The 16183-nt window shown below is 34.4% G+C and carries 17 protein-coding genes; 9 read left to right on the top strand and 8 right to left on the bottom strand.

The features are described 5' to 3' along the window. Window positions 1-81: 81 nt before the first annotated feature. The 3 genes from Q9B79_RS01345 to Q9B79_RS01335 all read left to right on the top strand — a co-directional run bounded on the left by Q9B79_RS01345 (window position 82) and on the right by Q9B79_RS01335 (window position 2207). Window positions 82-924, top strand: a complete 843-nt coding sequence (locus tag Q9B79_RS01345) for a LysR family transcriptional regulator (protein WP_306182334.1) — start codon at window positions 82-84, stop codon at window positions 922-924. 2 nt (window positions 925-926) lie between these two features. Then, window positions 927-1436, top strand: a complete 510-nt coding sequence (locus Q9B79_RS01340) for a DUF3916 domain-containing protein (protein WP_306182333.1) — start codon at window positions 927-929, stop codon at window positions 1434-1436. Window positions 1437-1529: 93 nt separating this feature from the next. Beyond that, entirely contained in the window at window positions 1530-2207 is a 678-nt protein-coding gene (locus Q9B79_RS01335; RefSeq protein ID WP_306182332.1) for a YdcF family protein, read from the top strand. Window positions 2208-2255: 48 nt separating this feature from the next. Here the strand turns inward: Q9B79_RS01335 and Q9B79_RS01330 are convergent, their stop codons facing one another. Together Q9B79_RS01330 and Q9B79_RS01325 are read right to left on the bottom strand one after the other, a co-directional pair. Continuing rightward, window positions 2256-3200 (bottom strand): glycerophosphodiester phosphodiesterase, encoded by a 945-nt coding sequence (locus Q9B79_RS01330; protein WP_306182331.1) that lies wholly within the window; start codon window positions 3198-3200, stop codon window positions 2256-2258. Between the two features lie 380 nt (window positions 3201-3580). After that, window positions 3581-5200: an FAD-dependent oxidoreductase gene (locus tag Q9B79_RS01325; RefSeq protein WP_306182330.1), complete on the bottom strand. Its 1620-nt coding sequence runs from the start codon at window positions 5198-5200 to the stop codon at window positions 3581-3583. Window positions 5201-5671: 471 nt separating this feature from the next. Between Q9B79_RS01325 and Q9B79_RS01320 the strand changes: the two genes are divergently transcribed. From Q9B79_RS01320 to Q9B79_RS01300, 5 genes are all read left to right on the top strand, one after another. Continuing rightward, window positions 5672-6016 carry an ArsR/SmtB family transcription factor gene (locus tag Q9B79_RS01320; RefSeq protein ID WP_306182329.1) on the top strand — a complete coding sequence of 115 codons (345 nt, stop codon included), beginning with the start codon at window positions 5672-5674 and terminating at the stop codon, window positions 6014-6016. Between the two features lie 18 nt (window positions 6017-6034). Then, complete coding sequence (locus Q9B79_RS01315; protein ID WP_306182328.1) at window positions 6035-7033, top strand: NADP-dependent oxidoreductase; 999 nt, start codon at window positions 6035-6037, stop codon at window positions 7031-7033. 177 nt (window positions 7034-7210) lie between these two features. Next, window positions 7211-8677, top strand: a complete 1467-nt coding sequence (locus tag Q9B79_RS01310) for a protein adenylyltransferase SelO (RefSeq protein ID WP_306182327.1) — start codon at window positions 7211-7213, stop codon at window positions 8675-8677. Between the two features lie 254 nt (window positions 8678-8931). Further along, on the top strand, window positions 8932-10026 hold the full coding sequence (locus Q9B79_RS01305) for a response regulator aspartate phosphatase (protein ID WP_098946508.1): 1095 nt from the start codon (window positions 8932-8934) through the stop codon (window positions 10024-10026). Then, on the top strand, window positions 10023-10211 hold the full coding sequence (locus tag Q9B79_RS01300; RefSeq protein WP_000592016.1) for a Phr family secreted Rap phosphatase inhibitor: 189 nt from the start codon (window positions 10023-10025) through the stop codon (window positions 10209-10211). Before Q9B79_RS01305 ends, Q9B79_RS01300 begins: the two co-directional genes overlap by 4 nt. A gap of 73 nt (window positions 10212-10284) precedes the next feature. Here the strand turns inward: Q9B79_RS01300 and Q9B79_RS01295 are convergent, their stop codons facing one another. The 6 genes from Q9B79_RS01295 to Q9B79_RS01270 form a co-directional block, all read right to left on the bottom strand. Further along, window positions 10285-10884 (bottom strand): FMN-binding negative transcriptional regulator, encoded by a 600-nt coding sequence (locus tag Q9B79_RS01295; RefSeq protein ID WP_306182326.1) that lies wholly within the window; start codon window positions 10882-10884, stop codon window positions 10285-10287. 133 nt (window positions 10885-11017) lie between these two features. Continuing rightward, on the bottom strand, window positions 11018-11461 hold the full coding sequence (locus Q9B79_RS01290; RefSeq protein ID WP_306182325.1) for a GrpB family protein: 444 nt from the start codon (window positions 11459-11461) through the stop codon (window positions 11018-11020). A gap of 99 nt (window positions 11462-11560) precedes the next feature. Continuing rightward, the gene (locus Q9B79_RS01285) at window positions 11561-11908 is read right to left on the bottom strand and encodes a DUF4260 domain-containing protein (RefSeq protein WP_306182324.1); all 348 of its coding nucleotides are present in this window, start codon (window positions 11906-11908) and stop codon (window positions 11561-11563) included. Between the two features lie 12 nt (window positions 11909-11920). Beyond that, window positions 11921-12889, bottom strand: a complete 969-nt coding sequence (locus Q9B79_RS01280; RefSeq protein WP_306182323.1) for a bile acid:sodium symporter family protein — start codon at window positions 12887-12889, stop codon at window positions 11921-11923. 4 nt (window positions 12890-12893) lie between these two features. Continuing rightward, window positions 12894-14285 carry an FAD-binding oxidoreductase gene (locus Q9B79_RS01275; RefSeq protein WP_306182322.1) on the bottom strand — a complete coding sequence of 464 codons (1392 nt, stop codon included), beginning with the start codon at window positions 14283-14285 and terminating at the stop codon, window positions 12894-12896. A gap of 171 nt (window positions 14286-14456) precedes the next feature. Next, on the bottom strand, window positions 14457-14855 hold the full coding sequence (locus tag Q9B79_RS01270; protein WP_306182321.1) for a DUF2871 family protein: 399 nt from the start codon (window positions 14853-14855) through the stop codon (window positions 14457-14459). 408 nt (window positions 14856-15263) lie between these two features. On the opposite strand from Q9B79_RS01270, the gene Q9B79_RS01265 reads away from it, so the two are divergent. Further along, complete coding sequence (locus Q9B79_RS01265; RefSeq protein WP_306182320.1) at window positions 15264-15767, top strand: GNAT family N-acetyltransferase; 504 nt, start codon at window positions 15264-15266, stop codon at window positions 15765-15767. Window positions 15768-16183 lie beyond the last annotated feature (416 nt).

The following is a 16183-nucleotide window of genomic DNA, read 5'->3' as shown; positions in this document are numbered from 1 at the left end:
TGAAAGTTCTGATATCATATAAAATAAAGATTCATCATATAACCCATCAAAAAAATTGATACCTTTTCGGAGGGATGATACGTGGACATAAAAGATTTAACTATATTTTACGAAGTGGCAAAGGAAAGTAATATTTCTCATGCGGCGAAAAATTTGAACTATGTACAATCAGGCGTAACAATGCGTATGAAACAACTAGAAAATGAATTAGGCGTGCCTTTATTTTATCGTAACGGAAAAGGGGTAACTTTAACTTCTAACGGTGAGATTTTATTAGCATACGCCAAACAAATTATCCACTTAATGGATCAATCTATAAAAGCTGTTCAAAGTAATGGAACCGAACCAAAAGGCACTTTAAAAATCGGATGTACAGAATCTACAACCGCGGTAAGGTTGCCATCTATATTAACGGCCTATTATGAAAAATACCGAGAAGTCGAATTGATTTTAGAAACAAATACGACCGAACAACTAATTAGGCTTGTGTTAGAACGAAAACTAGACGGAGCGTTCATAGCAGGATCTACTCAGCATACTGAACTTCATACAAATGTATTTCGTGAAGAGGAATTAGTTCTCATTAGTAAAAAAACTTTATCCTCTATTAAAGACATAGGAGATATGAATTTACTCGCCTTTAGTCACGGTTGCTATTATAGAAATTTATTAGAAGACTGGCTTCAAGAAGAAGACATCTCACCTAAACGAGTTTTGGAATTCGGGACAATCGAAGCGATACTTGCATGTGTAAAATCAAGTATGGGCGTAGCGATTATGATGAAATCAATTTTAAAGGGGCATGAACATAATTTATCATTCAATCCTTTACCTAATAGATTTAAAAAAGTTCCTACTACTTTTATTACTAGAAAAGATATATATCGCTCAGCTGCACTACAAAAATTTATGGAGATGATTTGACAATGCGTGAAAAGAAAATACGTGGGGTGAAGCGTAAAACAAACACGATGATAAAGCGAATTGAAGAACATACAAAAACGTTCCCTTCTACTTTCTATAACGATGAATATTGGTATATGCCTTTACCAGTTTCACAAGCTTTTATCGAGTCTCATAAAACACCTAGAAAAGTAAAACGATTGTGTATACAAACCTTATTAAATCAAGCGCAGCATTTAATAAAAATAAAACCGAGCGATACACATACATATCGAGTTGTTGTTTTCATTTCTATAGAAAGATTGTGGGATTCGCAAATCATTATATTTAAAAATGAGGGGTACTTTCATAATTTCTTTAATAGAAATAGTGAACTCCAAAAGTGGATTCCTCTTGCAAATGAATCTGATTTTTGGAAAACCTGGGGAATTTCAATTTGGCCTATTGCCCAAATGTTACACTTCCAAGAAGTCATTTATGATGAAGGTGAATGCTATGAAAAAGAAATTTGGTTTGTTGGAGAATTAACTTAAAAGGGGTACTTTCAAATGAAAATCTTCCCTTTTTTCACTTAATAAAATCGCTATATAATGAATTTGTCATTTTACTATATAGGAGGTTTTTACATGGTAATCCCTAAATATCCTGATGTTCCTACTCTTATGAAAAAACAAATTGTTCAAATTACAGAAATCACTTTTCTAAAAAACATTACACCACAAAAATGTGATGCAATTTTCGTGTTTGGCGGTTCCCATCCTGGCAATTGGCAAGCTCCTCTAAAAGCTTATCAACAAGGTTTAGGAAGCCAAATTATCGTTACAGGCGGTACTAGTTTGCATGGCATGAAACATCCGAGCTGGAATTACGGGGATTTATCAGAAGCAGAAGTAATTGTACATAAATTAATTGAAAATGGCATACCAAGAGACGCTATCATATTCGAGACAAACTCCCTTCATTCTATCGCTAATATAATGGAAGCAAAAAAGATTTTTGATTTCACAAAGATTAATCGGTTACTCTTTGTTTGCAAAAGTTTAGGAGCTGGTCGACAATATAGAGTATTAAAAAAACATCTACCTAACACTGTTACTTGTATTCCATATACATTTGATACAAGTTTCGATGATGAGTTTATCATTAATAGATATAATTGGATGGAAAATGAGAAGAGTCGCTCTATGATTTTCGGAGAATACTTGAGAAATATTTGCTACGGTAAAAAAGGCGGTATTGAGCCACCTGAAAAAGAAATTCAAGGCTTAGAAGAATATGTATCCTACTACTATCATCTAGCATAATAGGAAAAGGTATACCAAAACGTCGGTATACCTTTTATCCTATCTCACTTACTTTTCTTTTAGTACACTATGTAATCGATCAGGATAATTTGTAAACATTCCTGTAGCACCCCATTTAATTAACAATCTCATATCTGGTTTCTCATTAATTGTATAAGGGTGAATTAACAGCCCATTATTTCTAGCCATTTTCATATATAACTCATCAATAATTAGTTCTCCGTTATCATTACGTAAGTTCGGTCCAATACCAACTGCATACTTTTTAATTTCTTGAAAATCATCATTCGTTACACTTTTCGGTTCATGTGTAATACTAGACCATTCAACAATCTCATTATTTTCATTTGGATAATACCAAAGCAGTTGAACTAACGGAATATTTTTATTCATACTATGAATCTTTGTTAAACTATCTTTACTAAATGATTGAATCATAACACGGCTAGAAGACATGTTTTGACCTACTAAATTATATTTTTTTAATAAAGCTAATAATTTCTCTTCCATTCCTGGATACACATCTGGTGATTTTGTTTCAATGTAGTACTTCATGCTTCTTCCGTACTTTTGGAAGATTTCTTCAAGAGTCGGAACTTTTTGCCCAACATACTCTTGCTTAGCTTTTTCTGGATAAGCTTTATTGAACCAAGATCCTGCATCTAAGCTTTTTATTTCACTTAATGTTTTATCTCGTACTTCACCTGTTCCATTTGTAGTGCGGTCAACTGCTGTATCATGCATTGCAATTAATTGACCATCCTTAGTTAATTGAATATCTAACTCCAAATAATCCGCTTTCATTTTTTTCACTAAATCATAAGAAGCAAAAGTATGCTCAGGTGCATGTCCACTTGCTCCGCGATGTGCAATATTTAAAAACTTATTCGTATTCCATTCATGCTGCCCCTCTGCTTTCGCATGAACAGCTCCCCCAGCAAAGATACTCCCCGTCATAAAGAAAATAACTAACACGCTAATAATTTTTCTCATCCTTCTAACCCTTCCTACGTTGCAAATTTCAACAAGTTAATGAGATTTACACGAAATAGAAGATACACTTTCATTATTTTTATAAGCTTATATGAAAATTCCAATCTTATACATACAATTCCCCTATGTTATTACTATACTATTTATTTTCCATATCCCTCCTATTCACATATAACTGCCTATTGTTTACAGTTCATTCAATAAAAAAAGCCATAAATTATTTAGAGGACACTTCTGTATCCCTAAATAAATTTATGGCTTATCTCAAATATCTCCGGCCTCGATTAACTTGTCGAAATTAATCATACCAAACCTATTAATATTTGTGAATATTATTTTTCAGTAAAGTGAGACATTTAAGAAAGTATTTCCGTAGTTACTTAAAAATCACATAATACATTTCTCATCATCTCTTCCAGCATTACATCTGGATTTACCACTGCTTTTGCAGAACGCCATCCTATAAAGCCATCTGGTCTAATTAATACAGCTCCTCCATCATCTAAACCATATAATTCGCTAAAAACATTTTCTTGAGCAATAAAATCTCCACTTAGACCAACGCGATATACTTTTATATTTACTCCTAATTTAGCTGAAACAGTATGTGCTGATTCAGCCCAAGAATCATTTTCTGCACCAGTAAATAAAACAAAATCGTTACCTAATAAATCAAGGACAGAGACTTCTTTCCCCTCATACATTCCAATAAAATGTGGTGCTCGCGTTCCAGGTCTTCCGTTCAACTGTACTATATCCATTCTATGCGGGGTGGCTGAGTCATCTATTATTGCATCTGAACTATACTGATACCCAACAGTTACAGCTAAACCATCCATATTATTCAAACTGCCTTCCTCTCTATTTGCAGCACGAAACAGTAAACTACTTGCATAAGCTGTCGTTAATTTTGCAACAGAGTGTCTCTCTTCATGATATGTTTCTAACAATTTCGGGTTTGCTTTTCCTTTTATAACAGCCGCTAATTTCCAGGCTAAGTTATGCGCATCTTGTATTCCTGTATTCGAACCAAATCCTCCAGTTGGCGGCATAATATGTGCAGAATCGCCAACTAAAAAAACGCGATTATCTTGAAATTTTGTAGCAGTACTTTCAGTCGCTTCCCACGGTAAAACACTTACTATTTCCGACTTAACATTTGTGCTTCCAATTGCTGTTTGAATGATTTGTTTACAACGTTCTATAGTGAAATCCTCTGGTCGCTCTCCTTTTAATGGATCGTAGGATACATGGTAAATCCATCTTCTTTCGTTATCAACTGGAATAAGCGCACCAAGAACTTCCGGATGAAGTACCATAGTAAAACCAAATGCATCTCCTTGCATAAACTCACTTAAATCCGCTTCAAAATAAATATTCATATAATAGCCACCGATTGTACCTCGTCCCTCAGTACCTATCCCTAGCTGCTTACGTATTTTACTTTTCGCTCCATCTGCTGCAATTACATAATCACAATGAATAATACTTTCTTCTTCCGTTTCGCGATTCCAAATCGTTGCGATTACTCCTTGCTCATTTTGTTTATAAGAAACTAATTCATGATAAAAAGATAATTCTCCGCCTAATGTTCTCGCTTCTTGTAACATGATCTCTTCTAAAATAATTTGATAACAAGCCGTTTGTTTTGATGGACTAATCTCTTCTATTTTTCGAAGTAACTTCTCATCGTTTCCATACTGAGTCGCCCGCATTTTTGCCAATTCTTCCTTATTCGCCTCAGCTATTGTATGAACTGCTATTCTTCCGCGGCAATTTTCTAACGCTTTACCCGCTGATCTAATTCTTTGTTCTAAACCCAATTCTCGAAATAACTCCATCGTACGAAAAGTGATTCCACCTGCTTTTGGATGAATTGCAGTAGACGGGTGCCTTTCAACCAATAAATAATCAACGTTATGTTTTGCAAGGAATAGCGCAGATGCTAACCCTGATAATCCTCCTCCAATAATTAAAACTCGTACGTAATTCGATTTCATATATTTACCCTCCCATCACTATTCTGAGCTCAGTGATATAAATATAATCAAAAAAACAACAAAGATATAGACTTATATTTCATTTTGAATTATTATATAGATAGATTACGCCCCAAATTAATTTTACTTTCTCATACATCTATAATCTGCTTGAATTATGCGGGTATGAAAGAGTAAAACGAAACATTTCACTTTAGTAGACACTAACATAATAAAAACATGATAAGCGGTCGTAACCCTATAAGTTATTCAGGGTACGACCGCTTATTTTTTTAAATCCTTATCCTTTCTCATCTGTAAACAACATATCATTAAAGCCTTTTCTATCCCCTACCATTTTCAACTCATAAAATTTCATTCGTCTCGATTTTCTTTCCCAATATTGCAGCTCATTCAACAATCATGTAGCATTACCATATCGATGTAATGGTTCATCATCTTAAACCTTTCGACTAATTAGCAGGAGGTAAAGTGATTGGAATGAATAAACAAGAACAATTAAATGTTATAAAAAAAGATTTTATTGATTCTCAAAAAGTATTATTGGCAATTGGCGATGAAACACGTCAAGCTATTTTGTTAGTTCTCATGGAAACGGAATGTCAAACAGGATTACGTGTAGGAGAAATTACGAAGCAAACACACCTTTCTCGACCAGCCGTATCACATCACCTTAGAATTTTACGAGAAGCCGGTATTATTTTAATGCGAAAAGAAGGTACAAAAAACTTTTATTATATTGATATACGTACAAAATTAAGTTTATTAAAAAACCTTGTATTAGATATTGAAAAGCTACTGCACAACTTTTATTAAAATTTGGAGGTATAAGAAATGAAAGCGATGATAATTGATAAATATGGGAAAGTCCCAATGCGAATGGCAGAGGTACCTACTCCTGAAATAAATGAGCATGAAGTGCTCGCAGAAATTCATGCAGCTAGTATTAACCCTATTGACTTTAAAATACGCGATGGAAAAGTAAAGATGTTACTTAAATATGAAATGCCCCTAATCCTTGGTAATGACTTTTCCGGTGTTATCGTAAAGGTTGGATCAAAAGTAACTCGTTTTAAAGTCGGTGATGAAATATATGCTCGTCCAAGAAAGAATAAGATAGGTACTTTCGCCGAATATATAGCCATTCATGAGGATGATATAGCTTTAAAACCTAAAAATTTAAGTTTTGAGGAAGCGGCATCGATTCCACTCGTTGGCTTAACATCATATCAAGCACTACATGACATTATGCATTTACAAAAAGGACAAAAGATTTTAATTCACGCTGGATCTGGCGGGGTTGGCACTTTCGCAATTCAGTTAGCAAAAATAATGGGCGCTATCGTTACAACAACTGCTAGTGAAGCCGGTTCTGATTTAGTAAAGTCTCTTGGCGCAGATGAAATTATTAATTACAAAACAGAAAAATTTGAAGAAATACTAAAAGATTATGATGCAGTATTTGATACAATCGGTGGTACAACACTTGAAAAATCATTCGATATTATAAAAAGCGGCGGCAACATTGTTTCCGTTTCAGGAATGCCAAATGCTCGTTTTGGTAAAGAATTTGGTTCCGGATTTTTTAAAACATTCTTATTTTCATTAGCAAGTAGAAATCTTACTGCACTTGAGAAGAAGCATAATGCGCAATATTCATTTTTATTTATGAAGCCAAGCGGAGATCAATTACGTACTATCGCAAACTATATTGAAGATGGTGAAATCAAACCGGTAATCGATCGAGTTTTCCCTTTTGAAGATGCACAAAAAGCAATGGAATATTCAGAAGCTGGAAGGGCAAAAGGAAAAATAATCGTAAAAATTAAGTAATAATAAAAACTCCATTTTTAAAAATGGAGTTTTTATTATTACTGTTAAATAGACATAGTGCAGTGAAGTCCTTACAATAGATTGCAAGGGGAAATATCATATTATACTTTTAGCTAATTTTACAAAGAATACATACGTACAAATACATAATAAAAAAATAAACAAGGAGGAGATAAAATGACGAAAAATAATGAAGCAGGTTGGAATTTAGATCATAGTTATGCTACTTTGCCACAATCATTTTATACAGAAATCCCCCCTACTCCCGTAAGTTCACCGGAGTTAGTTAAACTAAACCATTCATTAGCAATATCTCTTGGCTTTAATCCTGAAGAATTGAAAAAAGAAGTTGAAATTGCTGTTTTTGCTGGTAATGCACTCCCAGAAGGAGCTCGTCCATTAGCACAAGCATATGCTGGTCATCAATTCGGACATTTTAATATGTTAGGCGACGGTCGTGCGCTTTTAATAGGCGAACAAATTACCCCTTCAGGTAAACGTTTTGACATTCAACTGAAAGGTTCTGGCCCTACCCCATATTCACGCCGCGGTGATGGTCGCGCTGCACTCGGTCCGATGCTACGTGAGTATATTATTAGTGAAGCAATGTATGCACTTGATATTCCGACTACTCGCAGTTTAGCAGTTGTCACAACTGGTGAACCAACATATCGTGAAACAAAGTTACCTGGAGCAATCTTAACTAGAGTCGCTAGCAGTCATATACGTGTTGGCACATTTCAATATGCTGCAGCTCGTGGTTCTATCGAGGATCTTCAATCACTAGCTGACTATACGATAAAAAGGCATTATCCAGAAATTGAAGCTCATGAAAACCGATATACTGCATTACTACAAGAAGTCATCAAAAAACAAGCAAGCCTCATCGCTAAATGGCAACTTATTGGATTTATCCATGGCGTAATGAACACTGACAATATAACGATTAGTGGAGAAACGATTGATTACGGCCCTTGTGCATTTATGGACAATTACGACCAAGGAACCGTATTTAGCTCTATTGATACACAAGGTCGCTACGCATATGGAAATCAACCATATATGGCCGCATGGGACCTCGCGCGACTAGCAGAATCTTTAATACCGATTCTGCACGAAGATGAAGAAGAGGCATTAAAAATTGCTCAAGACGAAATTTCAAAATTTAGCATACAATATGAAAACCAGTGGTTCATTGGAATGAAAAAGAAATTAGGACTATTTAGCAACGAAGAACAAGATCAATCACTTATTGAGCAACTTTTAAAAATGATGGAAAAACATAAAGCAGATTACACAAATACATTCCGTTCATTAACTCTTAATACGATCGAAAATACAGCTCTATTTGAAAGTCCTGAATTTAAAGAATGGTACAAACTATGGCAATCTCGATTAGAAAGACAAGAAGAATCGAAAGACAATGCCTACGAGATGATGAAAAATAATAACCCATCGATCATCCCAAGAAACCATCGCGTAGAAGAAGCACTAGAAGCAGCTGTGGAAAATAGTGACTATAGCGTAATGGAAAAACTTCTTGAAGCTCTATCAAATCCTTATGCGTATGCTACAGATCAAGAAGAATACTGCGTTCCACCTGCACCGACGAATCGTCCTTATCGTACTTTTTGTGGGACTTGATTGTTTAATATGTAAAAAGGGTGTGTTCATACAAATTGTGTGAACACACCCTTTTTATATTCTCCCCTCTAAACTAGAACTTTAAAATGCCCCCCGATTCCCTTTCTTTACTCCAAAACAAAATTAACACTATTTCAATCGGTTTACTGAAAATCTTGTTAAACAAATATTGAGAAATATAAAACATCATTTCTAAATATTTTTATTTTTGATACTATATTTTATAAGAATATTCAAAAAAGTGAGGGGATTTCATGAACGTTCAACTACAAGGTAATGAACAAATTACAAAATTATTTAATGACTGGTATTTGGCTATGCTAAAACAAGATGTGTCCCAAGCGACAAACTTAAAGCATGAAATTGAGGAAAAGGAACTAAACTTCGAGGAAGATGAAAATTTAGCATTATATCATTCCTTACTAGAGTTTCGACATAAAGTTTTGACAGATAGTTTAAGTATTTCAAAAGATAGCTTTGATAAAATAGATTCTTACGTAATCTCATCCAATCATCCACTGTCTTACTACTATCATTTCTTTAAAGGCATTTATGCAACTTTAACCACAGACTATAACTTAGCTAGCGAACATTATGAACAGGCTAAGTTATTATTAGTAAATAACACTGATAATCTAGAGCATGCTGAATTTTATTATCGAATGGCGATTTTCCATTATCACTTTTACCAACCAATTGAATCTATTGAATATGCAACTAAGGCTAAAGAGATTTTCGATAAACAAACTGGCTTTGAAGTTAAAGTTGGATTATGTAAAAATACATTAGGTGCCTCATTTGTCTATTTAAAACAATATGAACAAGCGGAAGAGCAATATAATTCAGCAATACACCTTTTACAGAAATCTGATGAAAAAGAATTAATTTTAAGTGTACGTAATAATTTGGGTTGGTTGTATGCCAGTCAAAACCTCTCCACACTTGCAATCCGTCACCTATCAGAAGTGACCGAAAAGAAACCTACACATTTCAAGGCTCTCTTCTTGCAAGCAAGAGAACACTCTAAACTAGATGAAACAAGTATCGCTGAAGGATTAATCCAAAAAGGGTTAAAAATTTGTACGGAATTAAATAATGAAGAATATATATATCATTTTAAAATTCTAAACGAACTAAATAATAATGTTGGTTCTGAAGAATTAGAAACAATTATCCTTAAAGGAATTACGTTTTTCGACAAAGAATTATTATATAACTACACTCAAGAATACTCAGAAAAATTAGCTGTTAAATTTTATAGTGAAAATAATCACATTAAGGCAAGTGAATATTTTCATAAAGCGTTACAAGCAAAAGAAAAAACGTTTGAGAAAGGGGCATTGAAATGATTAAAAAAATTAGCTCTGTTTTTTTAGGACTATCTGTTTTCGGTATTTTGGCTACTGGCATTCATAGTTCATTTACATACCAAGCGGGTCATGCTGATCTTCCTGCACCACAAAGACCTGACCTTGTTCAATCCGTTGACGTAAGTAAAGACTACAACTCAACAACAACTGAAAAAGCACTTTAAAAAACGGAAGACCTTCCATTAAGAAGGTCTTTTTAAATACGCTTATTTAGTATGTTTCCCTTTCAAGTAAACTCTATTTTCTCATCAACCCTGCAATCCCCCTACTCCCCTCACTACCAACTTTCTCAAGTTCCTCCACAACTAATTTTCTTCTTTCCACAGAATGATTTTGACTTAACTTCGCTTTTCCTTCTATTTTATTTATCTTAATTTTAAAACCAACTATCCCTTTACTTAATCCTTCCATATAATTCGGATCTACATCATTAAGTGAATAGGTACTCTGTGGATTTTCATATGTATGTACTAAATCTTGAAGAGAGTCTATTAATTCCTGTTCCTCCTCAACAATTTCTAATTCACCGTATACATGTACTGCAACATAATTCCATGTTGGCACTGCATTGTTTGTTTCATACCATGACGGCGAAATGTAACTATGTGGCCCTTGAAATATAGCTAGTACTTGCTGATTCCCGCCATCTTTCCACTGTTCATTCGGACGTGCAAAGTGACCATGTAAAGTAAGGGCCTCCCTATTTAATAACAACGGTAAATGCGTTGCATATGGTTCCCCGTTATGTTGAGAAAATAACGTTGCAAAGCTATTTTGTTCAATTATTTTGTACTTCATTTCTTCATCATGTATTGTGAAATATTTTGGTATGTACATACGCTCCCTCTTTTCCGGTCTTTTATTTCTCATTATATTAAGTCTCGTAGCATTCAACAGAGCCAGTTTATATTTGTTTTATAATGGCAGCGTTCTATTTCAAAAGAATAGGCAGCATGTATTCCATGCCGCCTTAGTTTATTTCTTCTAATATATTTGTAATAAATTTCGTCTTACCTTCACTATAGCTCGTTCTACTTTTTGACTCTCTTGCTAACTCTTCCTTTAAATGTCCATATTCAACAGCAACACCGTCATGTTCACGAAGGTAATCACGAAACGCTATATGTCTTCTTAACTCTTCACTTTCTTTATCACACACATACAAATGATGTTCCATCCAATCTGTACTTTGTCCGTCCCATGGAACGAAAGCGTCCTTTCTGCCAAACGCCTCTCTCCCTTTGTAACTCCATTCTGCCTGATGATAGTATCCTATCGCTTCAAGCTTTGTTACTACTTCAGGAAAGATTTCATAATCTTGTATTACGATATCAATATCTAATATTGGTTTTGCTGCAAGTCCTTTAATAGATGTACTCCCAACATGTTCAATGGCTAAAATGCGGTCTTCCATTACATCGTTAATGAAAGTGTGTAGCTTATTAAATTCGCTTTCCCATTTGATGTTATACTCTTATTCTCTGTTTCAAAGTATCCCTCTCCTCAAAAGCAATTATAACCTCTGAATATGAGTATCCTTAAAATCTGTCTCATATTTCAATCCATATCCAAACATTCGATCCATTCCAATATGTGCTGTCCATATTAAACCAATAATAATAACGAAATCTATCTTAAAATAAACACCTATGATAACAATTAATATCGATATAATATATGTGTGAAATAAATTATAAATGTTAGCACCAACTTGATTATTTATCCCATAAGCTAACATTGATAAATCCGGCGCTAATAAGAATACCCAAAAGATAATCCAACTAAATTCATATAATGAATACGTATAAATCGCGGCCAAGAATACAACTAACCCTTCAAAATGTACAATGCTTTTTTGCATTTTTCATCATTCCTATTTTTCTATATTTACCGATAATTTTTCATTACCAAAAGTATCCTTTGCATTTTTTGACCAGATAGTTGCTAAAATCGGTCCCGCAATGTTATGCCATACTGCTGCTAATACACTTGGAAGTGCAGCTGCTGGTCCAAAATGTGCTGTTGCCAGCGCAACACCTAATCCTGAGTTTTGCATTCCTACTTCTATTGAAATAGCTCTTCTTGTCCCTTCGTCTAGTCTAAGTACGAACGCTGTTATATATCCAAGTAAAAAGCCAAATGCATTATGAAGCATCACTGCAATAAAGATAAGCAGGCCTGAAGAAGTAATGCTACTTACATTCGCTGAAACAACTGCTGAAACAATAATGATAATTGCTAAAACTGATATTAACGGAATAACAGTCATCCCTTTCGTAACAGTTGTAGGGAAAAACTTCTTCACTACTAATCCTAAAATAATAGGTATGATAATAACTTGTACGATAGAAAGAAACATAGACATAGCATTCACTGGCATCCATTGTCCCGCGAGTAATAATAAAATAAGAGGTGTAGCAATCGGTGCTAGTAACGTTGATAATGACGTCATTGCAATAGACAATGCTAAGTTCCCTTTTGCTAAATAAACCATAACATTTGATGCAGTGCCACCCGGTACTGAACCGAGCAACACTAATCCTGCTGCTAATTCAGCTGGCAGATTCATAACGTAGGCTAGTACGTATGCGACAAGTGGCATAATAATAAACTGAGCACATACACCGATAATAACTGGCAATGGTTTTGTAGCAATGATCTTAAAATCAACAGCCTTTAATGTTAATCCCATCCCAAACATTACAACTCCAAGTAAAATTGTGATGTAACTAGTTAACCCGAGAAATGGTCCGGGAATGAAATATGAAATTGCTGCAATACAAATAACCCAAAATGCAAAATACTTTCCAGCTATATTACTTATCGCTTCTAGTACTTTCACCCCATCATCCCCTATCCTTCAACTGAAAAACTTTATTCGGATTCAAAATATTTTGCGGGTCAAGAGCTTTCTTTATTTTTTCCATTACGAGTAATGCCGCCCCATGTTCTTCTTCTTGATACTTCCGTTTTCCGATTCCAACGCCATGTTCTCCCGTACACGTTCCACCTCGTTTAAGAGCATATAAAACGATACTTTCATTTATTTCGTCCGCCTTTTCCACTTCTTCTTTATCGTTTGGATCAACCATTAAAAGCACATGGAAATTTCCGTCTCCTACATGGCCAAGAATACCGCCGACAAGTCCAATCTTATCCAACGTCTCTTTCGCATGTTGGATTGCGCCAGCTAATTCTGAAATTGGTACACATACGTCTGTACTCATAAGCTTTTTACCAGGATAGCTATGAACGTAAGAATATGCTAGATTATGCCGTGCATCCCATAATTTATTTCTGGCCGCAGTTTCTGTTTCAAAAGCAACTTCTTTACATTTATGATCAAGAACAATTTCCTTCGTAAATTCAATATCTTGCTTAAGACCTGCTTCATTACCGTGAAACTCTAAAAACAGTGTAGGCTCTTCTCTATAACTTGTTTCATTATAATGATTTACTTGTTTCATAGATAATTCATCTACAAGTTCAATTCTCGCAATTGGGATACCCGCTTGCAGTATATGAATAACAGCTTCTACTGCATCATTTATAGTTGGAAACGATACTCTAGCAGCCATAACATGTTCTGGTATGCCGTATACTTTTAATGTTAACTCTGTAAAGCATCCAAGCGTACCTTCTGATCCTACGAAAACACCATTTAAATGGTAACCTGATGACGACTTCGCGGCTAAATTTCCAGTATGTATGACTTTCCCATCAGCAAGAACGACTTCTAAATCACGAACTTGATCACGCATTACCCCATACTTAACCGCTGTCGTTCCGCTCGCATTTGTGGCAGCCATTCCACCTAACGTCGCATCTGCACCTGGGTCTACACTAAAAAACAATCCATACTTTTTCAATTCTTTATTAAGCTGAGAGCGAGTCACTCCCGGCTGTACTCTCACAAGAAAGTCTTTCTCTCTTATTTCGAGTATTTTATTCATAAGCGAAAAGTCCACTGTAATTCCTTTTTCATATGGAATAACGTGACCTTCTAAACTAGAACCTACCCCAAAAGGAACGACAGGTTTTTTATGCTCACTCGCTACTTTCATTAATTTACTAACCTCTTCAGTCGTTTTCGGAAAAACTACTACATCAGGTAAACTACTAGTATGATAAGATTCATCTTTACTATGTAACTCTCTTACTGTCGTATTTACAACTACTCGATCTTCGGGAAGTACCCCCTTCAATTCATTTACTAAACGCTCTACCGTTATTTCCATCATACACTCTCCTACCTACTATAAATTCGAATTACAAAATATGTTAACTATTTTATACATAATAATCCGAAAAATTAAATAATTCAAGTTTTATACATATGAAACTCGTTTCATACTGTCGAATAAACAAAAAGAACTTGCAACAATTGCTGCAAGTTCTTTTCTATAAAACTATATTTTAAATGACTTCTTTATTAACAACATAAACCAAATTAAAGTAACTGCCATTAACGAATGGGAAAACCCTACAATATAAGTTAACCCTTTAAAGTCCGCTCCATTTAGCTGAAGAAGCCCTCTCGCTGCTAGCGAACCTAACATTAAAGTTAATGCGATATTATGTACAACAAACCACTTATTAAAACTTTTCGCTTCATGAAACGCGAATACTTTTGCTAATCCTAAAGCAATTAAAAAGAAGAAAAATCCTAGTACAAGTGTATGTGTATGCAGAAGATTTAACAAAGTAGATCCTAAAATCCCCTTATACTTTCCATACTCCCTAGCGAAAATTCCTGATAATAAACCGATAATCAAATACGTAAACGATGCATTATATAATTTTTTCATTATGTACCTCCTTGAGTAGAATGTGTAGTGTGTCATATTTAGTAATAATGATAGTTATATAGTAAAAACTCCTAGTTACCTAGGAGTCATTGTATAAGCATCTCACTCTTTACAATCAATTCTAATTATAAAATATCCCTTTATACAAAACAAACGAACTTTATGTGAACAAGCAAAATTCTTTTAAAATATGTTGCGATTTCGTATTACGCAATCCATACTAATTATTATAAAGTGAAACTTTAATCAGTGGGGGTTTTGTTCATCTCCCACTGATTATCAGCTCTCACCAATCGGACGTTTACGGATAGCCCGACTCCTTCCTAACTTCTTTGCCCCAACTGAATTTTGAGGTGGGAGTTTGACTGTCCGTTAACGCGGAATAAATGTTAAAGGTGGTGCACTAGATTGATAGTTCTTGAAACTGAACGACTCGTTCTTCGCTGGCTTGATATAAAATACGCTCCATTTATTCTAGAATTAGTAAACGATCCTGCATGGATTCAGTTTATTGGTAATAAAAGGATTAAAAACTTGGACGATGCAAAAAAATACATCTTAAACGGACCCGTTGATATGTATAATAAATTGGGCTTTGGTCTTTACTTAGTAGAGCGAAAAGAAGATCTCACTCCACTTGGTATGTGCGGTCTTATTAAAAGAGATTCATTAGAAGATGTTGATATCGGCTTTGCCTTTTTAGAGAAGTTCCGTTCAAAGGGATATGGCTTTGAATCCGCTTCTGCTGTAATCGAATACGGAGTACAAAAACTAGGACTAAAACGAATTGTAGCAATTACTACTATTGATAACATCAATTCAGGAAAGCTTTTAGAAAAAATAGGATTTCAGTTTGAAAAGATAATTTCAGACTCTGGAGAAAATTTAAAGTTATTTGGGTATAACATATAATAAATTGTCAGAGTTCCCTTTTAATCTAATCAAAAAATATTGCTTACATATACATTCCTAAAAGTTATTATGATTAAAATACTCATCTGTTTTTTAACATTATAACCACACTAATTAAATCACAATTCTGATTTTCAGTACTGTATTTATTCTTAAAAACACTCTATTTTATTCTTAAAGTTGTCAAAACTCTTATGTAGCTACATGAAAAGTTTATGCTAACATATTAATAAGAAACTATGCGTTCCCTTAACCCTGTATCCGGCCCTGTATTTTTTACAGGGCCTTTGTTTATTTAATTTACTTATCACTTGCTTATACACATTAAAATTCATTTCAACTTTATTTTCTTACTCAAAAAATTATAAATAATCTAGGATTAAGTAAAGGAGATTCTGATATTGCATCTCCCAAAA

Source organism: Bacillus sp. MHSD_36 (assembly GCF_030757775.1).
Classification (GTDB): domain Bacteria; phylum Bacillota; class Bacilli; order Bacillales; family Bacillaceae_G; genus Bacillus_A.
The sequence above is the reverse complement of the archived record's forward strand: the minus strand, read 5'-3'. Positions and strand labels throughout refer to the sequence as shown.

What these genes read in the sequence shown, in the direction of transcription:
- Q9B79_RS01340 (WP_306182333.1), top strand. Translation starts at nt 927, where the DNA reads ATGCGTGAAAAGAAAATACGTGGGGTGAAGCGTAAAACAAACACGATG.
- Q9B79_RS01335 (WP_306182332.1), top strand. Translation starts at nt 1,530, where the DNA reads ATGGTAATCCCTAAATATCCTGATGTTCCTACTCTTATGAAAAAACAA.
- Q9B79_RS01330 (WP_306182331.1), bottom strand. Translation starts at nt 3,200, where the DNA reads ATGAGAAAAATTATTAGCGTGTTAGTTATTTTCTTTATGACGGGGAGT.
- Q9B79_RS01325 (WP_306182330.1), bottom strand. Translation starts at nt 5,200, where the DNA reads ATGAAATCGAATTACGTACGAGTTTTAATTATTGGAGGAGGATTATCA.
- Q9B79_RS01315 (WP_306182328.1), top strand. Translation starts at nt 6,035, where the DNA reads ATGAAAGCGATGATAATTGATAAATATGGGAAAGTCCCAATGCGAATG.
- Q9B79_RS01310 (WP_306182327.1), top strand. Translation starts at nt 7,211, where the DNA reads ATGACGAAAAATAATGAAGCAGGTTGGAATTTAGATCATAGTTATGCT.
- Q9B79_RS01305 (WP_098946508.1), top strand. Translation starts at nt 8,932, where the DNA reads ATGAACGTTCAACTACAAGGTAATGAACAAATTACAAAATTATTTAAT.
- Q9B79_RS01300 (WP_000592016.1), top strand. Translation starts at nt 10,023, where the DNA reads ATGATTAAAAAAATTAGCTCTGTTTTTTTAGGACTATCTGTTTTCGGT.
- Q9B79_RS01295 (WP_306182326.1), bottom strand. Translation starts at nt 10,884, where the DNA reads ATGTACATACCAAAATATTTCACAATACATGATGAAGAAATGAAGTAC.
- Q9B79_RS01290 (WP_306182325.1), bottom strand. Translation starts at nt 11,461, where the DNA reads ATGGAAGACCGCATTTTAGCCATTGAACATGTTGGGAGTACATCTATT.
- Q9B79_RS01285 (WP_306182324.1), bottom strand. Translation starts at nt 11,908, where the DNA reads ATGCAAAAAAGCATTGTACATTTTGAAGGGTTAGTTGTATTCTTGGCC.
- Q9B79_RS01275 (WP_306182322.1), bottom strand. Translation starts at nt 14,285, where the DNA reads ATGGAAATAACGGTAGAGCGTTTAGTAAATGAATTGAAGGGGGTACTT.
- Q9B79_RS01270 (WP_306182321.1), bottom strand. Translation starts at nt 14,855, where the DNA reads ATGAAAAAATTATATAATGCATCGTTTACGTATTTGATTATCGGTTTA.